At 69.8% G+C, this 25,405-nt stretch carries 24 protein-coding genes; 16 read left to right on the top strand and 8 right to left on the bottom strand.

The window, feature by feature from the left end:
* Window positions 1-9: 9 nt before the first annotated feature.
* Window positions 10-816 (top strand): pyrroline-5-carboxylate reductase, encoded by an 807-nt coding sequence (gene proC / locus ABFG95_RS12335; protein ID WP_068949890.1) that lies wholly within the window; start codon window positions 10-12, stop codon window positions 814-816.
* A 1-nt stretch (window position 817) separates the two neighbouring features.
* Here the strand turns inward: proC and ABFG95_RS12330 are convergent, their stop codons facing one another.
* Window positions 818-2,263, bottom strand: a complete 1,446-nt coding sequence (locus tag ABFG95_RS12330) for an MFS transporter (protein WP_348995972.1) — start codon at window positions 2,261-2,263, stop codon at window positions 818-820.
* Window positions 2,264-2,359: 96 nt separating this feature from the next.
* On the opposite strand from ABFG95_RS12330, the gene ABFG95_RS12325 reads away from it, so the two are divergent.
* From ABFG95_RS12325 to ABFG95_RS12310, 4 genes are all read left to right on the top strand, one after another.
* On the top strand, window positions 2,360-3,286 hold the full coding sequence (locus ABFG95_RS12325) for a helix-turn-helix transcriptional regulator (RefSeq protein ID WP_348995971.1): 927 nt from the start codon (window positions 2,360-2,362) through the stop codon (window positions 3,284-3,286).
* A 73-nt stretch (window positions 3,287-3,359) separates the two neighbouring features.
* Window positions 3,360-4,256 (top strand): DMT family transporter, encoded by an 897-nt coding sequence (locus ABFG95_RS12320; RefSeq protein WP_348995970.1) that lies wholly within the window; start codon window positions 3,360-3,362, stop codon window positions 4,254-4,256.
* 199 nt (window positions 4,257-4,455) lie between these two features.
* Window positions 4,456-5,391 carry a PadR family transcriptional regulator gene (locus ABFG95_RS12315; protein WP_254601027.1) on the top strand — a complete coding sequence of 312 codons (936 nt, stop codon included), beginning with the start codon at window positions 4,456-4,458 and terminating at the stop codon, window positions 5,389-5,391.
* Between the two features lie 25 nt (window positions 5,392-5,416).
* Complete coding sequence (locus ABFG95_RS12310; protein WP_049076524.1) at window positions 5,417-6,232, top strand: siderophore-interacting protein; 816 nt, start codon at window positions 5,417-5,419, stop codon at window positions 6,230-6,232.
* 73 nt (window positions 6,233-6,305) lie between these two features.
* Here the strand turns inward: ABFG95_RS12310 and ABFG95_RS12305 are convergent, their stop codons facing one another.
* Complete coding sequence (locus tag ABFG95_RS12305; RefSeq protein WP_059272699.1) at window positions 6,306-7,184, bottom strand: LysR family transcriptional regulator; 879 nt, start codon at window positions 7,182-7,184, stop codon at window positions 6,306-6,308.
* A 107-nt stretch (window positions 7,185-7,291) separates the two neighbouring features.
* Here ABFG95_RS12305 and ABFG95_RS12300 point away from each other — a divergent pair, with 107 nt between their 5' ends.
* Window positions 7,292-8,152, top strand: coding sequence for an isocitrate lyase/phosphoenolpyruvate mutase family protein (locus ABFG95_RS12300; protein ID WP_100504921.1), 861 nt, complete (start codon window positions 7,292-7,294; stop codon window positions 8,150-8,152).
* Between the two features lie 60 nt (window positions 8,153-8,212).
* On the opposite strand, the gene ABFG95_RS12295 is transcribed toward ABFG95_RS12300, so the two are convergent.
* The 4 genes from ABFG95_RS12295 to ABFG95_RS12280 form a co-directional block, all read right to left on the bottom strand.
* Window positions 8,213-11,101 carry a WG repeat-containing protein gene (locus tag ABFG95_RS12295; RefSeq protein ID WP_348995969.1) on the bottom strand — a complete coding sequence of 963 codons (2,889 nt, stop codon included), beginning with the start codon at window positions 11,099-11,101 and terminating at the stop codon, window positions 8,213-8,215.
* A gap of 2 nt (window positions 11,102-11,103) precedes the next feature.
* Entirely contained in the window at window positions 11,104-14,175 is a 3,072-nt protein-coding gene (locus ABFG95_RS12290; protein ID WP_348995968.1) for a WG repeat-containing protein, read from the bottom strand.
* 194 nt (window positions 14,176-14,369) lie between these two features.
* Window positions 14,370-14,933: an RNA polymerase sigma factor gene (locus tag ABFG95_RS12285; RefSeq protein ID WP_049076521.1), complete on the bottom strand. Its 564-nt coding sequence runs from the start codon at window positions 14,931-14,933 to the stop codon at window positions 14,370-14,372.
* A gap of 252 nt (window positions 14,934-15,185) precedes the next feature.
* Entirely contained in the window at window positions 15,186-15,824 is a 639-nt protein-coding gene (locus ABFG95_RS12280) for a response regulator transcription factor (protein WP_348995967.1), read from the bottom strand.
* Between the two features lie 120 nt (window positions 15,825-15,944).
* Between ABFG95_RS12280 and ABFG95_RS12275 the strand changes: the two genes are divergently transcribed.
* Both ABFG95_RS12275 and ABFG95_RS12270 read left to right on the top strand, forming a co-directional pair.
* Entirely contained in the window at window positions 15,945-17,312 is a 1,368-nt protein-coding gene (locus ABFG95_RS12275; protein WP_348995966.1) for a HAMP domain-containing sensor histidine kinase, read from the top strand.
* Window positions 17,313-17,465: 153 nt separating this feature from the next.
* Window positions 17,466-18,656, top strand: a complete 1,191-nt coding sequence (locus ABFG95_RS12270; RefSeq protein WP_059273115.1) for an MFS transporter — start codon at window positions 17,466-17,468, stop codon at window positions 18,654-18,656.
* Between the two features lie 47 nt (window positions 18,657-18,703).
* On the opposite strand, the gene ABFG95_RS12265 is transcribed toward ABFG95_RS12270, so the two are convergent.
* Window positions 18,704-19,084: a cupin domain-containing protein gene (locus ABFG95_RS12265; RefSeq protein ID WP_348995965.1), complete on the bottom strand. Its 381-nt coding sequence runs from the start codon at window positions 19,082-19,084 to the stop codon at window positions 18,704-18,706.
* 86 nt (window positions 19,085-19,170) lie between these two features.
* Here ABFG95_RS12265 and ABFG95_RS12260 point away from each other — a divergent pair, with 86 nt between their 5' ends.
* From ABFG95_RS12260 to ABFG95_RS12245, 4 genes are all read left to right on the top strand, one after another.
* Window positions 19,171-19,653, top strand: coding sequence for a hypothetical protein (locus ABFG95_RS12260; protein ID WP_059272696.1), 483 nt, complete (start codon window positions 19,171-19,173; stop codon window positions 19,651-19,653).
* An 86-nt stretch (window positions 19,654-19,739) separates the two neighbouring features.
* Entirely contained in the window at window positions 19,740-19,979 is a 240-nt protein-coding gene (locus tag ABFG95_RS12255; protein ID WP_054414593.1) for a DUF3596 domain-containing protein, read from the top strand.
* Complete coding sequence (locus tag ABFG95_RS12250) at window positions 19,976-20,524, top strand: ureidoglycolate lyase (RefSeq protein WP_054414595.1); 549 nt, start codon at window positions 19,976-19,978, stop codon at window positions 20,522-20,524. Before ABFG95_RS12255 ends, ABFG95_RS12250 begins: the two co-directional genes overlap by 4 nt.
* A gap of 304 nt (window positions 20,525-20,828) precedes the next feature.
* A complete protein-coding gene (locus ABFG95_RS12245) occupies window positions 20,829-22,211 on the top strand; it encodes a DUF1254 domain-containing protein (RefSeq protein WP_348995964.1) in 1,383 nt (460 codons plus the stop codon).
* 106 nt (window positions 22,212-22,317) lie between these two features.
* Here ABFG95_RS12245 and ABFG95_RS12240 read toward each other — a convergent pair whose 3' ends face one another.
* Complete coding sequence (locus ABFG95_RS12240) at window positions 22,318-23,016, bottom strand: S24 family peptidase (RefSeq protein WP_049076513.1); 699 nt, start codon at window positions 23,014-23,016, stop codon at window positions 22,318-22,320.
* A gap of 273 nt (window positions 23,017-23,289) precedes the next feature.
* On the opposite strand from ABFG95_RS12240, the gene ABFG95_RS12235 reads away from it, so the two are divergent.
* The 4 genes from ABFG95_RS12235 (at window position 23,290) to ABFG95_RS12220 (ending at window position 25,371) form a co-directional block, all read left to right on the top strand.
* A complete protein-coding gene (locus ABFG95_RS12235) occupies window positions 23,290-23,883 on the top strand; it encodes a hypothetical protein (RefSeq protein ID WP_081330248.1) in 594 nt (197 codons plus the stop codon).
* A 251-nt stretch (window positions 23,884-24,134) separates the two neighbouring features.
* Window positions 24,135-24,602 (top strand): phage tail tube protein, encoded by a 468-nt coding sequence (locus ABFG95_RS12230; protein WP_049076510.1) that lies wholly within the window; start codon window positions 24,135-24,137, stop codon window positions 24,600-24,602.
* Window positions 24,603-24,607: 5 nt separating this feature from the next.
* Complete coding sequence (locus ABFG95_RS12225; RefSeq protein ID WP_054414602.1) at window positions 24,608-25,081, top strand: phage tail assembly chaperone; 474 nt, start codon at window positions 24,608-24,610, stop codon at window positions 25,079-25,081.
* Window positions 25,081-25,371 (top strand): DUF4035 domain-containing protein, encoded by a 291-nt coding sequence (locus tag ABFG95_RS12220; RefSeq protein ID WP_049076506.1) that lies wholly within the window; start codon window positions 25,081-25,083, stop codon window positions 25,369-25,371. Before ABFG95_RS12225 ends, ABFG95_RS12220 begins: the two co-directional genes overlap by 1 nt.
* Window positions 25,372-25,405 lie beyond the last annotated feature (34 nt).

Here is a 25,405-nt window from a genome sequence, read left to right as displayed (position 1 = left end):
ATCAGGATCATGCAAGAAAAAATCGTCTTCATCGGCGGCGGCAACATGGCCAGCGCCATCATCGAGGGATTGCTCGGGCAGGGCCGCCAGCTGGCGGATTTCCTGGTGATCGAACCCTTCGAGCCCACCCGCGCCGGCCTGCTCGCGCGCGGCGTGACGTGCCGCGAGAGCGTTGGCGCCGAGATCGCCGACGCGGCGCTGTGCGTGCTGGCGACCAAGCCGCAGGTGTTGCGCGAGGCGTGCGGGCAAGTCCAGGCGCATCTACGCGCGCAGACGACGGTGGTCAGCATCGCGGCGGGGGTCAATCTCACGGCGTTGTCGCAATGGTTGGACGGCCATGCCCGTATCGTGCGCGCCATGCCCAACACGCCGGCCAAGGTCGGGCTGGGCATGACGGGCCTGTACGCCAGCCAGGCTTGCGGCGCGGCGCAGCGCGAGCAGGTGGACGCGTTGTTCGCCGCCGTGGGCGAGCGCATCTGGGTCGATCGCGAAACCCTGATCGACGCGGTCACCGCCGTGACCGGCAGCGGTCCGGGCTATGTGTTCCATTTCATGGCGGCGCTGGAAAAGGCGGCGCTGGCGCTGGGCTTTGGCGCGGTCGATGCGCGCCGCCTGTCGGTGGCGGCGTTTCGCGGCGCGGCCGAGCTGGCCGCGCGCGACGAAGCGCCCCTGGTCGAACTGCAGGAACGCGTGACCTCCAAGGGCGGCACCACCTACGCTGCGCTGGCGCATCTGCGCGAGGCGGGCGTGGCGCCCGCCATTACCGAGGCGGCGCTCAAGGCCGAGCAACGCGCGCGCGAATTGTCGGCGGGCTAGGTCAGCGCCGCCGACCCAGCCACCACAGCAGCAATACCGACGCGGCGATCGCCGCCACGTTGAACTGCATGGCGCTGGCGAACGCGCGTGCATAGCGATCGCCGAGCGCCGCGTCGGCGTGCGCGTCCAGCGCGCCGCTGAACAGCATGCCGGCGGCGGACACGCCCAGCGCCGCGCCGACCTGTTGCAGCGTCGAGACCACGCCGGCGGCCATGCCCGCGTGATGGTCCTGCACCAACCCCAGCGCGAGGTTGACCAGCGGTGTATTGACCGCGCCCTGCGCGGCGCCCAGCCAGATCAGCGCCGGCATCAGCGACCAGGGCGCGAGCATGGCGCCGGCCGCGTCCACCTGCCACATCAACGCGGCCGTGGCGCCGCCGTACAGCATCGCGGCCACCATGATGGCGCGCGTGCCGAAGCGCGCCACGAGTCGCGGCGCGGCCATCGAGCCCGCCACGAAGCCGACGCTCGCGGGCGCGAACACCGCGCCCGCCGTCAGCGCGTCCACGCCCAGTCCGGTCTGCAACAGCAGGGCGTAGCACAGGAACATCGCGCTGGCGGTGGAGAACACCAGCGTCACCAGCAGGCAGCCTGCCGCGAATCGCGGTTGCGCCAGCAGCGCCATATCGACCAGCGGCACGCGCCCGGCTGCGCCGGCGCGGCGCTGCGTCCACACGAACAGCGCCAGCAACGCGACCGCCGCCGCGCCGCAGGCCAGCGTCCACGCGGGCCAATGGCGCGCCGGGCCTTCGACCAGCGCCAGCAGCAACAGGCCCAGTCCCGCGCCGACCAGCGCCGAGCCGCCCCAGTCCATCGGCGCGCCGGCGGCGTCGCGCGATTCGGGGATGTGGCGCGCCAGCCGCCAGGCCAGCACGCCAAGCGGCACGTTCACCAGGAAAATCGTGCGCCACGCCAGGCCGAACAGGTCGGCATGCACGATCCAGCCGCCCAGCACCTGGCCGGCGATGGCCGCCAGCCCCAGCGTCATGCCGAGCAGGCCGAAGGCGCGCCGCCGCGCGTGGCCGTCGTAGCTGACGCGGATCAGCGCGTAGACCTGCGGGAACAGCATGGCCGCCGCCACGCCCTGCAGCACGCGCGCGCCGATCAGCGTGTTGGCATCGGGCGCCAGCCCGCACAGCGCCGAGGCCAGCGCGAAGCCGGCCATGCCCAGCATGAACAGGCGCCGGCGGCCATGGCGGTCGCCGAGCCGGCTGCCGGCGATCAGCAGCACGCCATAGGCCAGCTCGTAGGCGACGATGATGAAATTGATCTGTGCGAAGCTGGCCGACAGCGTGTGCTGCATGCTGGGGATGGCGACGTTGACCACGAACAGGTCGAAGATCGTGATGAAGCCGCCGGACAGCAGCACGGCCAGGCCGAGCGGGCCCGGCGTGGCGGGGTGGGCGGAGGTGTCGGGGCAGGGCGAGGGCAGGGTGGCGCAGGGCATGGACTAGGCCGCGGGAGTGGGGATCGGCGCTATTCTGTGAGCTGTTCCAGACTTATACAATTTAGCTGTTTATGCTATTACTGAAGGCAATAGCCTATGCCCCGTTCCCCTTCGCATGACGCCGCGCCGGCGCCGCGCACCGGCGCGCTCGACACGGGCGCGCAGCGGCTGGACCGTACCCGCGCCGACCTCGCCGAATTCCTGCGGCTGCGCCGCGAGCGCCTGAGTCCGGCCGCGCTGGGCCTGCCCGCCGGCGGCCGCCGGCGCACCCCTGGCCTGCGGCGCGAGGAAGTGGCGGCGCTGGCCGGCGTCGGCCTGGCCTGGTACACCTGGTTCGAGCAGGGCCGCAACATCAGCGTGTCGGCCACCTTCCTGGAAAACCTGGCGCGCGTGTTGCGGCTGGACGCGGCGGAACGGCGCCACCTGTACCTGCTGGCGCACCAGCGTCCGCCGGCCGAGCCGGGGCGCACCTGGTGCACCGTGCCGCCGCAGGTGCGGCGCCTGATGGACGACCTGCCCGCGCGTCCCGCCTACATCCTCAACCTGCGCTGGGACGTGGTGGTGTGGAACGCCGCCGCCGAACGCGTGTTCGGTTTCGGCGCGCAGCCAACGGGGCGGCGCAACCTGCTGTGGATGCTGTTCGTGGACCCGGCCATGCGCGAGCTGTTCGTCGATTGGCCGGCGCAGGCGCCGGCCATGCTGTCCACCTTCCGGCGCGATTTTGCCTCGGCCTCGGGCGCGCCGGACATCACCGAACTGGTCGACGAACTGGAGCGCGTCGCGCCCGAGTTCAAGGCCTGGTGGCGCGAGCACGACGTGCACGGCGCCTGCATGGGGGTGCGCAGCCTGCGCCTGCCGACGCTGGGCGAGGTGGCGTTCGAGCACGCCACCCTGTCGGTCGATGAAAGCCGCCACCTGCGCCTGGTGGTGTACGCCCCCGCGCCCGACGAGCCGCAGGCCATGGCCTTCTCGCGCTGGCTGGCGCGCAAGCCGCGCACGGCCGTGCGTGGCTCCAGAGATTAGGCGCCGCGTGGTTCTACGGCGGGGGCGCGACGCGATTCTATAGTCGGGGCGATCCGCTACTTCCGCCCACGCCATGTCCACTGAAATCCTGCCTCGCCGCCAGGCCTTGTCGCTGCTCATCGTGGTGGTGCTGGCCTGGGGCTTCACCTGGATCGTCAGCAAGCTGCTGCTGCAATACATGACCCCGATCTGGGCGGTGGCCGCGCGCAGCGTCGTCGGCGCCGCCGCGTTGCTGGTGCTGGGCGTGGCGCTGCGGCGCGTGGCGTGGCCGGTCAGGGCCGACATTCCGGTGATCCTGAGCGTGGGCCTGCTGCACATGGGCGCGTTCGCCGCGCTCGTCAGCCTCGGGCTGCAATACGTGCCGGCCGGCCGCTCGGTGGTGCTGGCCTACACCACGCCGCTGTGGGTCATTCCCGCCGCCCGCTTGTTCCTGGGCGAGCCGATCGGACGCGGCCGGCAACTGGGGCTGGCGCTGGGCCTGTTGGGCCTGGCCGTCATCTTCAATCCGTTGGCGTTCGACTGGGGCAATCGCGAGGCGGTGTTCGGCAACGGCCTGGTGCTGCTCGCGGCGCTGTGCTGGGCCGCCAATATCGTCTACGTGCGCGCCCACCGCTGGGTCACGCCGCCGTTCGAGTTGGCGTTCTGGCAGGCGCTGCTGGCCTCCGGCGTGCTGGCCGCGGTGGCCTGGGCGGCGGAAGGCGCGCCGCGGGTGGTGTGGCATGCGGACCTGGCCTGGCTGTTGGGCTACGGCGGGGTGTTTGGCATCGCCGTGGCCTATTGGGCGGCGGTGAACGTGAACCGGTCCCTGCCCGCGGGCGTCACCGCGATCGGCCTGCTGGGCGTGCCCGTGGTGGGCCTGCTGTGCTCGGCGGCAATGCTGCATGAGCCGTTGACCCTGCCGCTGTCGCTGGGGATGGCGTTCATTGTGGGCGGCATTGCCGCCGGGGTGCTGGACAAGGGGCGCGGCTAGGCGGGGCAAAAAAAGCGGGGCAAAAAAAGCGGAGGAAAAAGGCGGAGGAAAAAGGCGGAGGAAAAAGGCGGAGGAAAAAGGCGGAGGAAAAAGGCGGAGGAAAAAGGCGCTTGACGGCCGCAATCGGGTCTGTGTATCGTACGATCTATATCTTAAGATATATCTTAAGTAGTACGTCAGATACCCAGCGAGGCCATTCATGCGCCACTTCCATTTCCTGACCGCCTTTGCCCGTGGCGCCCGCCACGAATCGCGCGATGCCTACCCGGGCCGCCATGGCCACCCCGGGCATCGTGGCCAACACGCATTCCACGAGCACCCGGACCGCCACGATCATCATGATCGCCACGGCCATCATCACGACCGCCACGATCATCACTCACGTGGCGACTATCACGGCCATCAAGGCCTTCACGACCACCAGGCCGTCGACGGTCATCGGGGCCCGCGTGGCCACGGCGCGGACTTCGCGTCCGGCGGTTGGCGCGAGGGCGGCCGCGGCCGTCACGGACGCCACGCCGGCGGCGGCGGGGGCGGCGGCTGGTTTGGCGGCCCGTGGGGCGGCCGCGGCGGCGATGCCGACGACAGCTTCGGCGGCGACGGCCGCCACTTCGCGCGCGGCCGCAAGGTCACCGCCGACGACCTGCAACTGATGCTGCTCGGTCTGCTGGAGCAGAACCCCAGCCACGGCTACGAACTCATCAAGGCGCTGGGCGCCCTGTCCAACGGCTTCTACACGCCCAGCCCCGGCATGGTCTATCCCGCGCTGACCTACCTGGAGGAACTGGGCTACGCCACCGTCGAGCAGGAAGGCAGCAAGAAGCGCTACCACCTGGCAGACCCCGGCCGCGCGCACCTGGACGCCAACCGCGAGCGGCTGTCGGTGATGTTCAACAAGCTCAAGCATGTTGCCCGCAAGATGGACTGGATGCGCCAGGCCTGGAGCGGCGAACCGCGCGCGGCCGCCGGCAACGACGAGGACGCCGCCGGCTGGATCGACGAATTCGTGCACGCGCGCCAGGCGATCCGCCATGCGTTGCTGCAACGCACCGACGCGTCGCCGGCCGAGCAGCGCCGCATCGCCGCCATCCTGCGCCGCGCCACCGAGGAAATCACGGGTAAGGACTGTGCCTGATCCCGTTTCCCTCATTGGAGATCCCATGACCCAGACCGACCTGACCGTCGAACGCGTGCGCCATCCGCTCAAGATGCGCACGCTGACCGTGGCGCGCGTCGAACGCATCGCGGGCCTGCTGGCCCGCGTCACCTTCCGCGGCGAAGACCTGCGCGACTTCGTGTCCGCGTCCTTCGACGACCACGTAAAGCTCTTTTTTCCCGCCGATCCGTCGCAGCCGCTGGTGTTGCCCGAAGCCGGTCCCGATGGCATCAAGTTCCCCGAGGGCGCGCCGCGCCCGGCCGCGCGCGACTACACGCCGCGCCGTTTCGACACGGCGCGGCAGGAACTGGACATCGACTTCGTGCTGCATGGCGATGGCCCCGCCTCCACCTGGGCCGAGCAGGCCGCGGTCGGCCAACGCCTGGGCATCGGCGGCCCGCGCGGTTCGTTCGTGGTGCCCACGGGCTTCGACTGGCACGTGCTGATCGGCGACGAAACCGCGTTGCCGGCCATCTCCCGCCGCCTGGAGGAATTGCCCGCCACGGCGCAGGCGCTGGTGCTGATCGAAGTGCCGGGCGCCGCCAACGAGATCGCGCTGGCTACCCGGGCCCAGGCCTCGGTGCGCTGGCTGCATCGCAACGGCACCGCGGCCGGCTACAGCACCTTGTTGCTGGAAGCCGCGCGCGAGCTGGCGCTGCCGCCGGGCGAAGGCTACAGCTGGATCGCGGCCGAGTCGGCCGTGGCCAAGGCGGTGCGCGAGATCATGGTGGCGCAGCATGGCGTCGACAAGAGCCGCATCCGCGCCGCCAGCTACTGGAAGCGCGGCGCCATCGCGGTGCACGAGTCGCACGAAGACTGAGGCCGGGCGCCCGCCGCCGACGACTCGGGCGCGATTCCCGCAGGCGACGGCCGTGGCCCGGCCATTGGCGCGCCTATCCTTGCGCCAGCGCCAGCAGATTGGCCACGCGCCCGCCGGGCGCGTCCTCGCGCACCGCTAGCCCCAGCACCGCGCGCGGCCAGTCCAGCGCGAAGGGGCGATACACCACGCCGTCCGGGCGCAGGTGCCGCAGCGACGCGGGCACGATGGCCACGCCCATGCCCGCCGCCACCAGGTTCACCGCCGATGACAGCTGCGGCGCGCGCTGGCCGGGCAGTGGATTCAGCCCGTGCTGCCGGCACGCCGCCATGATGTCGGCGCTCAGGCCGTAGCCGGACTTGCGCGAATATTGAATGAAGCGTTCCCGCGCCAGGTCGGCCGGCGCCAGCCGCTTGCGCCGCGCCAGCGCATGGCCCAGCGGCAGCGCCACCACCAGGGGCTCTTCCGTCAATTGCGTGAAGCGCAGGCCGCCGTCCATGGCGAATGGCGGCCGCACGAAAGCCGCGTCGATCAGGCCGTCGCGCAGGCGCGCCACCAGTGTTTCGCTGTCGTCCTGCGACAGCGTCATTTCCACATCGGGGTATTGCTGGCGGTACAGCCGGATCAGTTCGGTCACGACCGGATGGAACGAGGCCGATTCGGTGAAGCCCAGCGACAGCTCGCCGACCTCGCCGCGCGCCGCCCGTTGCGCCGTCCGCACCGCGTCTTGTGCGCGTTGCAGGATGTCCTGCGCGCACCCCAGGAAGGCGCGCCCGGCGTCGTTCAGGCTGACGCCGCGGCCGCGCCGGTCGAACAGCGGCGTGCCGACTTCCTCTTCCAGTTGCCGGATCTGCTGCGACAGCGGCGGCTGCGCCATGCCGAGTTGCTCGGCCGCGCGGGTGAAGTGCTGGGCCTCGGCCGTGACGACGAAATAACGCAGATGGCGCAGTTCCATTCAGGTACTCAAAAAGTATTGATTAAAAATTTTCCATATATTGGACATTCTAGTTTGGCGGAACGATGATGCGTGCATCGACGTTTCGTTTTTCAAAGGAATGCCTCATGGCTACGACCCTGACTCCCGGCGCCCGGCTGCGCCAGCATCTCGCCCAGGACATCGTGGTGGCGCCCGGCGCCTACGACGGGCTGTCGGCCCGCCTGGTGGCGGCCGCCGGCTTCAACGCGGTCTATGCCAGCGGCGGCGCGATCGCGCGCGCGGCCGGCTATCCCGACATCGGCCTGCTGAGCTTCACCGAGGTCATGGACCGGGTGGAGAAGATCGTCGATGCCAGCGGCCTGCCGGTGGTCGCCGATGCCGACACCGGCTTCGGCGGCTCGGCCAACGTCGAACGCACCGTGCGCGTCATGGAGCGCGCCGGCGTGGCCGCCTTCCATATCGAGGATCAGTCGTTTCCCAAACGCTGTGGCCACCTGGATGACAAGAGCCTGGTGGATGCCGCGGAAATGTGCCGCAAGGTGCACATCGCGCGCCAGACGCTGGCCGATGCCGATACGCTGGTGATTGCGCGCACCGACGCCATCGCCGTGGAAGGCTTCGACGCCGCCATCGCGCGCGCCGAGCGCTATGTTGAGGCGGGCGCCGACATGGTGTTCGTGGAAGCGCCGGAAACGCTGGAGCAGATCCGCGCCATCGCGGACCGGCTGCCCGGCCTGAAGCTCATCAACATGTTCTATGGCGGCAAGACGCCACTGGTGCCGCTGCCCGAGCTGGCGGCCATGGGCTATCGCCTGGCGATCATTCCCTCGGACCTGCAGCGCGCCGCCATCCACGCCATGCAGGCCACGCTTGCAGCCATCCGCGAGACAGGCGACAGCAGCGCGCTGGCCGACCGCCTGACCAGCTTCAAGGAACGCGAAGAGATCGTGCAGACGCGCCGCTACCTGGCGCTGGACACGCAGTAGGCCGCGCGCGGCGCGCGCCAAGGCGGGCGGGCGCGGTCATCGCGCGCCACCCGCGCGGCGTTACCGGCGGCAGTGCTGCGGCATGGACAGCGGCCACAGGCGCTGGTTGTAGGCGCCATAGAGCGTGCGGATGCCGCATTCCAGCGTGACGCGCGCCACCATCGCGCCGCGCTCGTCCAGGATCAGCGACTGTTCGCGCGTCGACACCACGGCGCGTTGGCCGGCGTAGTCCGAAGCCCACAGGTAGACCGGCGCGATCGCCATCCGGCCCTGGCCATCGGCGTAGCCGTAGCGCTCGCCCACGGCCGCGACCGACAGGCCGTTGCGGCGCGGCCCCAGGTGGGCGAAGGTCGGCCCGGAGGCGGCTCCCTTGTCGTTGATCGCGCGCATGCCGCCGTTGGGCAGCGCCAGCGCGGCCTGGCCTTCCGAGAACGCGGTGCCGTCGCCGGCCAGCGTCAGGCGGGTCTTGCCCGTGGCGTCGACGTAGGTGGTGGTCGGCTTGCCGTTGTCGTCGCTGCCATGGCGCATCAGCCAGGCCGATCCCGCCGGCCAGTACCATTGGCCGGCCGGCAGGTTGACGACGGTCTTGCCATGTTCGTCGATCAGCCGCGCGCCGTCGTCGCCGCTCACCAGCGCGCGCGCCGGCGTGCCCTGGAAGCGCGTGCCCGCCACCGGACCGGGCGCGACCTGCCAGCGGCCCTGGCCGTCGACATAGCCGTGCCGGTCGGCGCGGCGGATCGCCAGCCAGTCGCCCATCTGCGTATAGCTGGCGTCTTCCAGGTCGAGCGTGCCGGAAGCGTCCGGCGAGACCAGCCAGCGCTGTTTTTCGCTGTAGGCCAGGTAGGTGCCATTGGCCTCGCGCGACACCTCCAGCGCCGGCTGGAAGGCGGTCAGGACGCGCCCATCGCGGTTGACCAGCGCGGTCGGCCGGCGGTATTCGTTTTCCTGCGGCCCGGGCTGCTGCACCAGCCACAGCTTGTCGCTGACGCGCTTGACGGCGTGATAGCGCGGCGGCACCACCCACTTGCCCTGCTGGTCGATCACGCCGGCCTTGCCGGCGCCCAGCGAGGCGGCGGCCTGGCCGTGCTGGAATTCGCCGATGTACTGGAAGGCCGGCGGCGACACTTCCTTGCCCGCGATGAAATCGTACAGGCCCCACGGGTCGCCCTCTGCCGCGGTCTTCAGGTAGCGCACCAGTCCGGGCGCCACCACCTGCGCCTCGAAGTAATCCGGCAGCGCATGGACCTTGCCGCCGCGGTCGATGAGGCGCGTCTGGCCCTTGTTGTAGATCAGCGCGTAACCCTGGTGGAAGGCGCCGATGTGCTGCTGCGGCGGCAGATCCATCGGCTTGCCGCGGCCATCGAGCAGTTGCACGCCCGCTTCGGTCTGCGCGGCAAAGCGCAGGTCATCGGCGCCGAGCGGGGCGGCCTCGGCCTCTTCGTCGGTGGCGTAGTCGTCACGCGGCTCATCCAGCGGCACGACCTCCGTCCAGTCCTTGTGGGTGGCGACGCTGCCGTCCGCCAGCACCAGGCCGGCGCCGCCGTCGTTGCAGTGGCAGTAACCCTGGCCCAGCAGGCCCAGCGGGCCGCCCGGCACGTTCAGCGGCAGGTCGCGCAGTTGCGCGCCCTGGGCCGCCGCCAGGGCATCGGGCTGAAGGATCGCGCGGCCGTCGGCGTCCAGCGCGTTGAGCAATTGGCCGTCCTGGCCGGACAGCCACAGCTTGCCCTGCCGCAGCGTCATGCGGCCGACGTCGGCCAGCCACGGCGGCGCGCTGTCGCCGTGCAGCCACGCGCCCTTGGGCGTCAGCAGCCCGGCCACCTGGCCCGCCTGGTCGCGGAACAGCAGGTAGCCTTCCTCGTTCTGCTCGGGGCGCATGCCGCTGCCCAGCGCCACCGGTTCGGCGCGACCGGCCACATAGGCCTTGAGCGTATCGCCGGATACATAGACCAGGGTGTTGTCGTAGATCTCCGAAGACTGCGCTTCCTCGGCCGTGAGCGCGCCCAACGGTTGGCCCGCCGCGTCCAGCAGGGCGTAGCCCTTGCCGCGCGGCAGTTGGGCGCTCCAGAAGGCCTTGCCCACGCGCTTGATGCGCTCGTAGCGCTTGCCTTCGCCGATCACCTTGCCGGCGGGATCGATCAGCACCACTTCCTCTTCGCCGATGCCCAGCGCCAGGGCGTTGCGGTCCAGCCGCGAGATGTCGCTGTATTGCGGCGCCACGCGCCAGTTCCAGTCGCCGTCGAGCAGGCCATGCATGCCATGGTTGTCGACGCCGATGAACAGGCCATCGCCATAGCTGGAAATCACCTGCACGCCGGGCTTGGCGTAGCGGCGCTCGCCGCTGGTTGAACGGAATTCCTCGCGATACGTGATCGACAGCCGGGCCGGCTTGCCTTCGCCCAGGCGCACGCTGTCGACGCTGGCATCGATGGCGTCGCCCACCGCCTTGCCGGCGCGGTCGATCAACTGGTACCGGCCATCCACCGTCACCACCGCCAGGCCGCCCTCGACGAAATCGGAGGCGCTGTCGTAACGCGGGGGCACCGCCATCTTGCCCTTGGCGTCGATGTACCCCCACTTGCCCTTCCAGCGCACCGCGGCCAGGCCGTGGTGAAAATCGCCGACCCGCTCGAACTGCGGCTCGACCGCCAGTTTGCCGTTGGCGTCGATAAAGCCCCAGGCGTGGCGGCGCAGCGAGGCGTCGGTGGGGACGCGGTCGATCTCTTCCAGCGAGGACGGCAGCAGCACGGCGGCGCGATTGTCCGACAGCGGGCCGATGCAGCCGGCGGGACCGGCGTCGCCGTGGCGGGTGTCCTGGACCGCGGTCAGATCCATGGGGCCGTCGACGCAGGGGATGCCGTTCTGGCGGTATTGGGCGTGGGCCGACAGCGAGAGTCCCAGCGCGGCCAGGGCGCAGGCGAGACGGGTGGCGTGAAACGCGCGTGATTTCATGGTCATTGTGCTTGGGCGGATTCAGGGGCGGGCGCGTATTCAAGGTCGCCGGCGTCGGGGCAGGTCAGCTTTTCGCGCGGCCAGGTCAGGCGACCCTGCGCGTCGAACACGACGACTTCGCCGCAGATCAGGCCGAACAGCATCATGGTCGTGCCGCGCGTGTCGATGAATTCCAGCAGGCCTTCACGGCGCACCAGGGCGCGGCCTTCGCTGAAGTCATCGGCCCAGCCGAATTCCGGCGGGATGACGTAACGGCCGCTCAGGTCGATGTAGCCTAGCAGCTTGCCGCTGCGCTGCTCGCGCCGCGCCAGCGCCAGGCCGTCGCGCAGCGGGCCCAGCTTATCGAAGTACGGTCCGACCACGCGCTTGCCGTCGGCGTTGACGAAGCCATAGCGGTCGCCCTGGCCGCGATAGACCACCACGCCCTCGCTGGCGCTGCGTTCGTCCAGCGTGAATTCGCCCTTGAATCGAGTGATTTCGCGGCCCTGCAGATCGGTCATCACGCTTTGCGAATTCTTGCTGTCGCGGAACACCGCGCGCTTCATCGACGCCAGCGGCGTGCCATCGCCACGCGCTTGCAGCAGCGTCTTGCCGTTCTCGTCCATCAGCCGGTAGCGTTGGCCGTCGGAGACGCGCGCCAGGCCCTCGGGCTGCACGAAGAATGGGTTGAACTCGCCATGGGTGGGGGGCACCTTGAAGTTGCCGCGGGCGTCGATGGCGCCATTGCGTGAGCGGTACTGCACGTAGATCCAGTCGCCGAACTGCTCCTTGCGCTCGGGCTCGCCTTCGAACAGCCGCGTCATGCCGCCCTGGGCGTCGAACAGCAGCGTGGCGCCGTCCTTGCCTTGCGCCAGGTAGCGGCCCTGCTTGAGATCCTGCGGCCGGTCGTGCAGCACCACGCTGCGCTTGCCGGTGCGTAGATTGATCAGGCGATAGTCGTCGCGATAGCCGGAGCTGTCTTCTCCTTTGGGTTCGCGCGCCAGCAGATAGCCGTTGCCCAGGTAATCGAGTTCATAGCTGCCGGAGTAGGTGGCGGGCACCACCCATTTGCCCTGGCGGTCGATGACGCCCCAGCGATCGTGGTCCTGCGCCTTGGCCCAATCGTCGGTGAAGTCCTCGATGCGGTCGAGCGTCGGTTTCACGGTCTCGCTGCCTGCGCGGACGTTCCACAGGCCCCAGCGACGGTTGCGGCGTTCGTCCAGCGCATAGAAGTAGAGCAGGTCGCCGTCGAGTTTTTCGCCATTGACCTCGATGCGCGCCGGCAATTTCTGCGGATTGCCGCGGGTGTCGATTAGCACGGCGGCGTTGCGGTCCATGTCGGGCGTGCGGGCCCAGGAATAGGGGCCGTTGAAGCCGCCGATGCCGGCGTATTTCGGCGCCAGGATCCAGTTGCCCTCGGCGTCGATGGCGCCGACGGTGCGCTCGCGGGTCTGCACCAGCAGCGGCGCGGTGGCGTCGTAGCTGCTCATGTCGTCCCATTCCGCATTGGTGACGATCTTGCCCGAACGCGTCAGGATGCCGGTCGGCTGGTTGTAGTCGTTGGGCCGCAGCAGCGCCAGCGGCAGCGCGTCGGCGTCCGCCCGGCCGTCGCGCGCCTTGCCGGCGGCGCGCTTGGCGCTGAACGGCATGACGCGGTATTGGCCCAGGCGCGCGACGGTGTCGGCGTCCAGCAGCGGCGTGCCGTCGGGGCGATAGATCTGCGCCAGGGTCGCTTCGGATTCGTAGCCGCCCGCATCGGCGCTGACGGCGGCGTCGCTGGCCGCCGTGGCGGCATCGGCCGCCGCATCCGCAGCGGCGTCTGCCGCCGCCGCGGCCTCGACGGCTTGCGGCGTGGCAGTGGCGGCGTCGACCGCCTGCGGCGCGGCGGTTGCGACATCCGCGGCCAGCGGCGGCGAGGGGTCGAGGGACGCTGCCGGGGGCGCCGCCACGCTGGCGGCAACGTCGGCCTGCGCGGCGGACGGCGCCGCCCCCGCACCGGCCGGCTGTTGGGCGTTGATCCAGGCCATGCCGTTTTGGATGGTGACGCGGCCGAAGGCCGCGGGGACAACCCGCGGTTTGCCGTCGGGCGGGATCAGGATCACCGCGTCGACGTCGGTCAGCACCTTCCAGCCATCGGTCGCCTCGACGCCGACATACTGATTGGTGAAGCTGCGCAGCGGCTTGAGCTGGGCGTCCAGCAGTGCGTAGGGACCGTCGCCCTTGGGCTTCACCAGCCACAGGCCGGACGCCACGCGCGTCACGTTTTCATAGCCGTCGCCGTTCAACGCCGAGCCGTCGGGCCGCACGAACCGCCAGATGTCTTCGCGCTGCACGGCCAGCGTGTCGCCGTCGCGCAGCGGCGGTTGCTGCGAGCGCAGCACGTCGGGCGCGATGGCCCAGCGGCCGTCGGCATCCAGCAGGCCCCACCAGCCGCCATAGCGCGAACTGCGCCGCTGCGCCGGCAGGGAGCCGGCGTCGTCGGAGGACGCCAGCATCATCACATCGGCGGGCAGCGTCAGTGCGCGGCCGGTCGCGGTGTTGAATAGCCGCGGCGGCTGCGGCACTTCCATCTCGGCCAGCTTCTGGCCGCGTTCGAAACCCCACGAGCGCGTGCCCAATTCGAACGTCTTGACCACCTGCCCCTGGCGATTGATCAGCACGTCGCGTTCGTCCAGTTCGACCAGCGCGGTGCCTTCCGCATTGAAGCCCGAGGCGCGCGCATAGCGAGGCTTGACGGCCCAGTTGCCGCGCTTGTCGATATAGCCCCACAGACCCTCCTGGCGCACCGCGGCCAGGCCGTTCTGGAACGACTCCGCTTCCTGGAACGCCGGCTTGATGACCATCTGGCCTTGCTTGTCGACGTAGCCCCAGGTACCGGCCGAGTCGCTGGCCTTGCCGGTGATCACCGCGGCCAGCCCTTCGGCATAGGCGCGTTGGCAGCTGACGTCAGGGGTGATGGCGTAGGTGCGGCCGACGCAGTCGTGCTGCCAGTCGGCGTATTCGTCGGCGCTGGCCGGCGCGCTGCCCAGCGCGGCCAGCGCCACGGCCAGCGCCAGCGGCCGCAAGCCTGTTCGCAAACGCAAAGCGGCGCTCATGATGCGGCGCCCCCGGGTTGCGCCAGGGCGCGCGTGGGCGCGGCGGAGGGGAACGAGCGAAGCCGGACGTGCCGCATGGTCGAAGTGCCTGTCTGAAAAAAGGGACGAGGGCAGCACTGTAACCAGCAGTAGCACTCAAAAAAACGGCAAATGTAACGATAGAAAACGAACCGTTAACATCGTGCCGCGCGGGGTCAGGCGTCGAGCCAACCGCCTTGCTGGCGCGCCCGGGCGCGCAGCTGGGAGCGGGCGCGCGACAGCCGGCTGCGCACCGTCCCGATCGGCAGATTCAACTGCGCGGCGGCTTCTTCGTACGACAGCTCTTCGGCGCAGATCATCCGTAGCACTTCGGCCAGGTCCACCGGCAAGGCGGCCAGCGAATGGTCCAGCAGGCGGATCGCCTGTACCAGTTCCAGGCGCGCGGCAGGATCCGAACGGCAGTCATGTTCGCCCGCCAACTCTTCCTCGCCGACAAACGCGTAGCGCCGTTCGGGAGCGCGCGAGAGGTGATTGCGGATCAGGTTGCGGGCGATGCCGAACAGCCAGGTCGATGGCTTGCTATCGCCGCGAAAGCTGTCGTAGGAGACCGACATCTCGACAAAGGCCTGCTGGGTGATGTCGTCGGCGTCGGGGCCGTTGCCCACGTGGCGCAGCACGAAGCGCCGCAGGCGCTCGGATTCCTCGCGCACCAGCTGGCTGACCGGATCGGGCCGGCGGGAGGACGGGGCGACGGCGGCGGATCGGGGAGCAGGGCGCATGGTGGGGCTGCATGTCATGGACGGGATGCTCGGCGCGGCGGCGCGGGCGCACGGCTTCTGCGCGCGGGCTGGGGCGATCCGCGCCAGGAAGGGGGAAAGGGGTCGGGAGGTCCGATGCGGGGCCGCGGTCTTCCTGGGCTCTGGTGGAGGGAGCGCCCGGCCCAGCAAAACCAGTCTACGTTTGGAAGATTCCGTAGCAAATACGACGCGTGCCGTATTTTTTTGGCGGGCGCGGGCGCGCCCGGCGCGGTTTCAGGCGCCCGGCAGGCCCAGGCGCACCGCGTAGGCCACCAGTTCGGCGGTGCTGTGCAGGCCGAGCTTGCGCATCAGGTTCTCGCGATGCTTGCGCGCGGTCAGCGGACTGATGTGCAGGGCCGCGCCGATCTGCGCGGCGGTGCTGCCCTGCGCGGCCAGCGCCAGCACCTGGTGTTCGCGCCGCGTCAGTGTTTCGGCGGGGGCCGGCGTGTGGGTCGGGCGGACGCGCGCCGGCCCGCCGGCGTGGCCATCGTGCAGCCGCCGGATCGCCGCCATCAACTCGCGCGAGCTGCCCGTCTTGGCCAGGTAGTCGTCGGCGCCGGCCTCCAGGATGGCCTGGCGGCTGCGCGCGTCGGTATTGGCGGTGAGCACCAGGATGTGGAGCGCGGGATGGCGTTCCCGCAGCGTTCGCACCCAGGCCGAACCGGCCACCCCGGGCATGCCCAGGTCCAGCACCAGGACATCGGCGCCGTGCGCGGCCAGCAGGGCCAGCACCTGCTCGCCCGTGGCGGCCTCGTCGACCGAGCCGACCATGGCGACCGCCTGGCGCAGCACCATCGTCAGGCCCTCGCGCACGATGGCATGGTCATCGGCCAGCAGCACGCGCAGGAGGGGAGGCGGGGAGGAAAGGGGCATCGAGAGCGGCGGCGACGCCAGAGTATGTGTCAGAATGATGCACCATTATAGGGACCGATCCAGGCGCATGACCGCCCCCGCCGCGCTACCCACGCCCCGCCCGCCGGGCATCCTGTTGCCATGACCGGCGCGCCGGGGGTGGCGCCAGTTGCCGAGGCCGTCGCGGCCGAACTGGCGACCCTGCTCTACCGACAATCCTATGGCGTGCTGTTCGCCAATTTCGCGGTGGCGGTCCCGGTCGCCTACGTCATGCGCGAGATCGTGCCTGGCGGGCCGCTGCTGGCGTGGCTCGGCGCGGTCTACCTGCTGACGCTGGGGCGCGTGGTCGTCTGTCGTCGCTTCCTGCGGCGCGGCGCGGGCCCGCTGCGGCCCTGGATCACGGGGTTCTGCGCGCTGTCCTGGAGTTCCGGCCTGCTGTGGGGGCTGGCTGGGCTGGCCGCGGTGCTGTCGGGGCAGGAAATGATGCTGGCGTTCGGCTGCGTGATACTGGCCGGCATGTGCAGCGGCGCGGTGCCATCGTTGTCGGCCTATCCGCCGGCCTATGCCGGATCGGCGCTTGGCATGGTGGCGCCGTTCATCCTGGCCTGCCTGGCGGCGGCGGACGGCCTGCACCTGGTCTACGCCGCCTTCGGCGTCTGCCTGCTGGCGGTCAACCTGTATTTCAGCGCCGTCACCTATCGCAGCCTGAAGACCACGGTGGCGCTGCGCTTCGAGAACACCGCCCTGATCCGCGGCCTGGAGCGCGAGCGTGACCGTGTCGCCGCCGCCGATCGCGCCAAGACCCGCTTCCTGGCCGCGGCCGGGCATGACCTGCGCCAGCCGGTACACGCGCTTGGCATGTTCACCGACATCCTGGCCAGCCGCGCCGAGGAAGGCAGCGTCTCGGCGCGGGACGCGCTGCACGTCGCACGCCGCCAGCAGGCCGTGCTCGACAGCCTGAACCGCCTGCTCGACGGCCTGCTGGACGTATCGCGCATGGACGCGCACCTGTTGCGGATCGAACGCCGCACGGTCCACCTGGATGCGCTGTTCGACGACATCCGGCTGGACTTCGAGCCGCAGGCGCACGCGCGCGGCCTGCGCCTGTCGGTGGCGCCCACCCGGCTGGCGCTGGACACCGACCCGGCCCTGCTGCGCCGCATCCTGGACAACCTGCTGCGCAACGCGCTGTCGTACACGCCCCAGGGGCGGGTGCTGCTGTCGGCGCGGCGGCGGCGCGGGGGCGTCGTGATCCAGGTGTGGGACACGGGCGTGGGCATCGCGCCCGAGCTGCAGGAAGCCGTCTTCACCGAGTTCATGCGCGGCGCCGGCGCGCCCGCCGCGCCGGGGAGCGAAGAGGGGCTGGGCCTGGGCCTGGCCATCGTGCGGCGGCTGGCCGGGCTGCTGCATGGAGAGATCTCGCTGCGCTCGGTGCCGGGCAAGGGGTCGGTGTTCTCGTTGTGGGTGCCCGCTGGCATTCCCGCCGCGCATGCCGCCGGCGAAAAATAATCAGTTGAAGGGCCGCCGCCGCGACCCTGTAATAGCGGTTAGTCGCCCGCGCGCGGGTTCGAGGTATCACGCCAGAGGGTCGCCATGTCCGCCGCCATTCCGTCCGTCGCTGCTTCATCCGGTCCCGCCACGCCGTCGCGCAACCTGTGGCTGATGGTGCTGGCCGGCGGCATCGTCATGGGCCTGGCGCTGGGCGTGCGGCACGTGCAGGGCCTGTTCCTGCTGCCCATCACCATGGACCGCGGCTGGTCGCGCGAGACCTTCGCCATGGCCCTGGCGGTACAGAACCTGACCTGGGGCGTGGTGCAGCCGTTTACCGGCATGATCGCCGACCGCTACGGCTCGGCCAAGGTGATCCTGGGCGGGCTGGTGTTCTACGCGTTGGGGCTGGCCGGGATGGCGCACGCCACCAGCGCGGCCGCCTTCATGTGGAGCGCCGGCATCTGTATCGGCGTGGCCCTGTCGGGCACCGCGTTCGCGGTGATCTACGGCGCGCTCAGCCGGCTGGTGCCGCCCGAGCGGCGCGGCTGGGCCCTGGGCGTGGCGGGCGCGGTCGGCGGGCTGGGACAGTTCACCATGGTGCCGGCGGCGCAGTGGCTGATCGGCGGCGCGGGCTGGGTGAGCGCATTGCTGGTTTTCGCGGTGGTGCTGGCCGTGCTGACGCCGCTGGCCTGGCCGCTGAAGGAAACGGAGCGCGCGGCATCGAAGGCCGGCCCCGCGCAGCCCGACCAGCCGCTCGGCGCGGCGATCCGCGAGGCCTTTTCCCAACGCGGCTTCTGGCTGTTGAACCTGGGGTTCCTGGCCTGCGGCTTCCAGCTGGCCTTTATCGGCACGCACCTGCCGGCCTACCTGATGGACAAGGGCATGCGGGCGGCGGATGCCGTCGCCGCGCTGGCCATCATCGCGCTCGCCAATGTGGCCGGCACCTACGTCTGCGGCATCCTCGGCGCGCACCATCGCCGCAAGTATCTGCTGGCCGGCATCTACCTGCTGCGCACCGCCGCCATGGCGCTGTTCTTCCTGCTGCCGCTGTCGCCGTGGTCGGTCTATGTGTTCGCCGCGGTCATGGGCTTCGTCTGGCTCGGCACGGTGCCGCTGACCAACGGCCTGATCGCGCAGGTGTTCGGCGTGCGCTACATCACGACGTTGTTCGGCTTCGTCTTTTTCGGCCACCAGCTCGGCTCGTTCCTCGGCGTCTGGCTGGGCGGCGTCGTGTTCGAGGCGACCCACTCGTACGACCTGATCTGGCTGGGCGCGATGGCGCTGGGCGTGTTGTCGGCGGCGCTGCACTGGCCCATCGACGACCGCGAGCTGCCGCGCGTGCGCGCTGCCGTGGCCACCTGAAGCGGCCGTCCGGGAAGGCCGGCGGCCCGCGCGCGGCGCAAGCGAGCCTACAGCGGCCGGTGCTGCGTTCCCGCGCCCAGCGTGACGTGCAGCATGCGACAGGGCTCGATCACCTTGAGGGTATGCCAGGCGCCCTTGGGGATCACATAGGCGTTTCCGGCTTCCAGTCGCACGGACTGGATGCCGGTGGGCCATTCCAGCTGCAGCTCGGCCGTGCCGGACATGAGGCGCACGATTTCGTCGGCCTGCGGATGCATTTCCCACTGCGGCCAGTCGGCGCTGAAGCTGTACTCCGACAGCAGCCAGCCATGGCCGTAGGGTTCCAGCGCGTCGCGCGGCAGGGACCAGAAGGCGTCGCCGCCCTTGACCGTGGCGGCATGGCCGTTGGCATCCAGAAAAATGTAATGCGACGACAGGTCCGTGGGCATGGGGCTTCTCCAGGGGGCGGCCTATACGCGTTATAACAGGGTCGTCGGCCGCGTCCACGGCGTGCCATCGCGGCAAGGAATCCCGCATGCAGATCGAATCCCGCTGGTTGTTCCCATACGAGCCTCGCCATATCTGGCCGCATTTCCTCCACGCGCGCATGGACGACACCCGGCCGTTGCTGTTTCGCCTGGGCGTGCCCAAGCCGATCAGTTGCAAGGTGCTCGAAGGCGTCCCCGCCGTGGGCCACACGCGCCAGTGCACCACCGACCGTGGCACCATCGACCAGCGCATCCTGATCCTGCAGCCCGACCAACGTCTGCGCTACCAGATGCAGCGCAGCACGGTGTGGTGCGCGGACTGGGTCGGTTCCCTGGTCGATACCTTCGAGTTGCGGCCGGTGCCGGGGCAGGGCACCGAGGTGCGGCGCGTCACGCAGTTCGAGGCCGCGGGCGCCCTGCGCTGGGCCAAGCGGCTGGGCCTGTGGGCCGGTCTGCGCCAGGCGCACGCCTATGCCAGCCGCAATTGGCGACGGCTGGCGGCGGCCAGCCAGGCCGCGGAAAACCGCTGAAGCCGCGAGCTTCGTATCGGGCAAAAACTGCGATAATCCCGAACTTTCGAGCAGGCGCCAGCGCGCCTGTGGCGCGAGGGGGCGGCATGAGCAAAGGGTTCGACGGCGTCAGGCCGGCATCCGAATCGTCCATCGAGATCGGTTTCTTCTACCAGGGCCGCCATTGCGTGGAGCGCATCCGCGTCAAGCCCACTGCCGCCAACCTCAAACGCGCCGCCGACCGCCGCGCCGCCATCCTGGCGGCCATTGCGCGCGGCGACTTCGATTACGACGCCGAATTTCCCCGGCGTGCCGCTGCCTCTCTTCCCGCCAAGGACCCGACATGACCCGCGCCGCCGCCTTGCCCGTGCACGACCTGACCGCCGATGCCTTCACGTCCTATGGCTGGATGCTGGGCAAGCCCATACCGCTGGGCAACGGCGTGCCCCTGTTCAGCAACGAGGCCACCGACTTCTGGCAGGAGCATGTCTTCAACACCGGCGCCGGCGGCGACGCCGAAGTGCTGTGGGTCAATTACCGCAGCGCCAAGGGCGAGATCGCCAGTCTGGAAAAGCACCTGCTGACGCAGCAGGCCATCGTGCCGTTGACGGGCGCCATCATCCAGGTGGTGGCGCGCAGCGCCGCCGACGGCAGCCCCGACCTGGAGACGCTGGCGGCGTTCCGCGTCGAGCCGGGGCAGGGCGTGTGCATGCGGCCGGGCTGTTGGCATGCCACGCGCGTGGCCGACGCGGAAGTCACCTGCCTGATGCTGACGCGCCGCTCCACCACGCTGGACCTGATCCAGCACCTGACCACCGACGCCGCCGCCAGCGAAAGCGCGATCACGCCGATTCCGGCGCGGCAGCTCGAGGGCCTGCGCTTGCCGGATTGAATCCCGGCAGGGTACTGGCGCGCCGCGCCCGTGCGACATGGTGTTGGCGCGTTGCATCGTCAGGCCCGCCGCGCTCGAAAAGATAGTGCTGTCATCTCCGTGCGGTTTCACTACCTCGGGGAAATGTGCCAGAATTTCAGCGACTGTCTTGTCTGTCCTGTCCGCGACGCTGCCGCCATTCGGGCGTTGCCAACCGTTACCCGAGTTGGAGCATGGAATGCGCATACGCCGCGTCGGCGTCGGATCTTCTCCCCGGCCTTTTCCCGGGCTCGCCCTTTGTCTGCGAGGCCTCGCCGTCCTGGCATTGATCGCCGGCGCCAGCGGTTGCAGCTTCACCTCGCCCGACGCGGCGACCGGCTCGCAGTACGTCGGCATCGACGGTGTCGCGGCGCCCGAGGCGCAACGCATCGCCAAAGAGGCCTACATCTACGGCTACCCGATGGTCGCCACCTACCAGGCCATCCACGCCGCCAGCATCGATGCGGGCAATCCGCACTACCAGGCCCCGTTCAACACGCTCAGTCATGCCATGCCCGACGATGCCGCGGCCGTGGCGCCCAGCGTCGACGCCCCGGTATCCTCGGCCGTGCTCGACCTGCGGGCCGAACCTGTCGTCATCAGCGTGCCGGCGATGGAAGCCCGACGCTATTTCTCGGTGCAACTGCGCGACCTGTATGGTTTCAATTTCGCCTATCTCGGCAGCCGTGTCAGCGGCCATGGCGCAGGCAGGTATCTGGTGATCGGCCCGCGCTGGAACGGCGCCGAGCCCAAGGGTTTCACCAAGGTGATCCGGGCCGAGACCGAACTGGTCAGCATGACGGTGCGCACCCAGCGGTTCGCGGCGTCGGACCAGGCCCAATTCAAGCGCATCCAGGCCGGCTACCAGGTCCAGCCACTGTCGGCCTACCAGCGGAAAAAGCCGGCGCCGGCGCCGGCCCCGGTGGCCTGGATCGTGCCCGCGCCGCCCGCGCAGATGCGCAGTTCGCTGGAGTTCTACAACCAGCTGGGGTTCCTGCTGCAATTCGCGCCGGTCCAGCATGGCGAGCGCACGCTGCGCAAGCGCCTGGACAGCCTGCGCATCCGGCCGGACGCGCCGGTCGTCACCGAGTCCATGAATCCGCGGCTGCGGCAGGTCATGCAGGAAGGCATGCACGATGGCCAGAACGACATCGACAGGCACCGCGTGGCGCTGGCCGGCAAGACCGACACGCTGTTCGGCGACCGCCAGTCCCTGCGCCATGACTATCTGGCGCGCGCCACCGGCGCCCAGGTCAGCCTGGGCGGCGACAGCCGCGAGGAGTCGATGGCCACGGTGCTGACCACCGATGCCGCGGGCCAGCCCCTGGATGGCGCCCAGGCCTACACCCTGCGCTTCGCGCCGCGCGGCCTGCCACCGGTCAACGCGTTCTGGTCGGTGACGCTGTACCGCATGCCCGGACAACAATTGGCGCCCAATCCCATCAAGCGCCACGTGATCGATGCCGTGATGCTGCCCACGCTCAAGCGCGACCGCGACGGCGGGCTGACGCTGCGCATCCAGCACCAGGCGCCGGGCAAGGGCGGCGATGCCAACTGGCTGCCCGCCCCGGCCGGGCCGTTCATGTTGACGCTGCGCTACTACTGGCCCAAGCCGGCCTTGCTGGACGGCTCCTGGCAGCCGCCGCAGGCGCAGCGCGTGGGGCTGTAGCGGCGTTGCGGGCGATGGTGGATTGAGGACTGGATTGACGGCTGGATTGACGGCGACGTGGCGGTCGACACCGCGACCGCCCTGCGCGGCCAGGTGGCGGTGACCGCTACAGGTCCTCGCTGCGCCAGACCTTCAGCACGCGGCCGAAGATCTGCAGGTCCATGTCTTCGGTGATGTCCCAGGCGTCGTACTTGGTGTTCTCGGATTTGGCTCGGATCAGCAGCCCCTGCGCGCTGGGAATGCGTTGCAGCCGCTTGATGAAGCCCTCGTTGCCTACGCGAAAGAAGAACACGCCATCGACGTCGGCCTTGACCACGCCCAGGTCCACCAGCAACGGATCGCCCGGGTTGTACATGGGCCGCATGCTGTCGCCGAAACCCGTCACCACGCACAGGTTGGCGGCCGCGGTGTAGTGCCGCAGGTTCTTGTGCAGCCATTCCTGGCTGACGCGCAGGCTCTGGATCACGCCGGGCTGGTCACGCAGTTCGACCCCCGCGCCCATGGCGCCGCCGGTGTCGAAGCGCGGAATGCGCAGGTCGCCCGCCGCATCGTCGGCGGCACGCGCCAGATCGCCGCCGGGCTCGGCCAGCACCACATCGGGGGGATATTGCGCCGCCTCGTCCAGTAGTTGTTCCAGCGACAGCCCCAGCCCCGCCGCCAGGCGGGCTGCGTACTTGGAGCGTTCGCTGTCGCGCCCTTCGAGGGCGGCGATGGTGCCGACCCCCACGCCGGTGCGCGCTTCCAGCTGTTCCAGGGTGAGACCGAGGGCGGCGCGGTAGCGCCTGATTTGTTTTCCGAGAGCCATGGCGGGGACGCTAAACAGTTGTGGAAAATTGTGCAACAACAAGTGTTGAAATCACGATTATACATTTGTAGAATTCTACACATGGATTACCCAAAACGTGTGCTGTTATCAGACGGAAGCGTGGGTAGCGTATCGCTACCAAAGGGCTTCTCCCGGCAACCCGACCGGACGGCGGCAACGCCCGTCCGCACCTCCGGTGCCTCCATGGCACCCACCCGGCACCCCGCGCAGGCGGCGGGCGCCGCCATCGAATTGCACAGCAAGGAGCGGCAAATGAATCAGGCAGGAAACATGGCGCTGCGGGCGCCGCAGGACTGGATCGCCGCGGCATCCCAGGCGGGCGCCGCGATCGCGCGTTCGATGGCCGCGCGGCCGGCCGCGCCACAGGCGGGCCGCCAGGAAGGCGCGCGCGGCCAGCAACCGAAGGGGCAGGACATGACGCGAGAGGAATCTGACCAGGTCGAAGCACTGATCATGGAGTGGTACCACTGGAGCCGCGGCTACCGGCCGCAATTGGGCGTGGGCAGGGTCTCGGCTTTCGCGCGCGGCATGACTTCCGACGAGGCCTACGATGACGAGGACGTCGACGCCCGTCTGGCCGCCACCCGTGGCGAGCAGACCGAGCTGTGCATCGACGAACTGCCGTGGCAGCAGCGCTCCGCCATCGGCGTGCATGCGGGCAACAAGGCCGCCGGCGCCCGCGTCTTCAGCAATCCGCGCCTCACGCCCGCGCAGCAGCATGCGGCCTACCAGGAGGCCAAGGCGGCGTTGCTGCCCGCCTTGCGGCGGCGCGCGCTGGTGACCACCGCGCAGGTGCGACACGCGGATCGCGCCAAGCCTTGCGATGCGCGCGGCGCGTCCGCATAATTGAGTCGTCGGGCAAGTTGCGCCCGCACCAAATCGGCCCGCTGGGATTGCACTTGCACCCGCGGGTTTTTTTATGAGAGCCGTCTGAACCGATGCCGCGCTGTGCGCAGGCCGCGCGGCTTGCTTCCCCTTTTTTCGCTACACCGATCCAGCCCCGCGGCATTCGCCGCGGGGCTTTTTCGTGGCTGCTCCGGTTTGCCGTGGCGGTCACCGCTGCCCGCCACTGGCGGGCTTTTTTATTGGAGTCTGCAATGGCAGGTACTACCGTTTCGCAATTCGTTCAAACCCAGGGCACGCAACTGGAAGTGTCGACCACGGCCACCGAAGACCTGGGCGCCGCCGGCCTGACGTATGCCGATCTGGCCATCACCATCAAGGACCCGAACTTCCAGGGCGGCCAGACCACCGAGATCGACGTCACCGTGCTCAAGTCCACCGCCAAGGAATACGCCCTGGGCCTGGACGACAGCGGCACCTTCAGCATGGCCGGCAACTGGAAGGCTGGCGATCCCGCCCAGAAGGCGCTGGTGGCCGCGCGCAGCGACAAGAAGACCCGCGCCTTCCGCGTGACCTTCGCCGACGGCGCCAAGTTCGAATTCCTCGGCCTGGTGACGCAATACCAGTGGCAAGGCCAGCTGGACAACGTCGTGTCCGCCACGTTCAACGTGCGCGTCACCGGCGCCGTCAAGCTGACCGACGCGCCCGCCAACGGGGGCTGAACGCCATGACGGACACGTCGATCAAATCCTCCGCGCGCGCGGCTGGCCTGCGCGGCCTGGCGGTCGATCCGCTGGCCGGCTTCGCCCACGAAACCCTGACCGTGCCGCAATGGCAGGATGCGCGCGTCATCGTGCGCGCGCCCAGCGCCGGCGATCACCTGTTCCACATCCGCGCGATCTGGGCGGCGGCGGGCGTGCTGCCGGGCGAGGACAACGAGGTGGTGCGCGCCAAGCTGGACGCGCCGGGCGTGGACTACACCCGCGCCTCGGCCAGTCTGCTGGTGCGCACGCTGTTCGAGCAGACCGAACAGGGGCCGCGCCGTGTCTTCGACGACGAAGACGTCGACGTCGTGGCCGCGGCCTACGGCCCGGCGCACGCCACGCTGGTGGCCAAGGCGATCGAGCTGGGCAACCTCGGGGAGGGAGCGCAGGCGCGCGCAAAAAAGCCCTCCAGGAAACGCCAGACCTCCGTTTCCTGATGGTCCTGGCCCTTCGACTGGGGCGCACGCTGGGCGAGTTGATGGACACCATCGACACCCATGAAGTGTCGCTATGGCGCGAGTGGGACCGCACGTCTCCGCTGGGAGACGACCGGGCCGACGTGCTCACGGCCAGCCTGGCCGCCACGGTGGCGCAGGCGGCCGGCGCCAAGGTGCGCGCCACCGACATGCTGGTGCGCTGGGGCGCGCAAGACGAGGAACCTCCCGCCGAAGCGGGGGCGGACGCGTTGAAGGCGTTCCTGATGTCGAAGGTCAGGAAGGGGTCTTGACGACGTGTCCGGCCCGCGCAAGCGGGCCGGAGGC

The organism is Achromobacter sp. HNDS-1 (assembly GCF_040084795.1).
GTDB classification, from domain to species: domain Bacteria; phylum Pseudomonadota; class Gammaproteobacteria; order Burkholderiales; family Burkholderiaceae_B; genus Achromobacter; species Achromobacter ruhlandii.
Note: the sequence above shows the minus strand (reverse complement) of the source record. Positions and strands in the feature narration are given on the sequence as shown.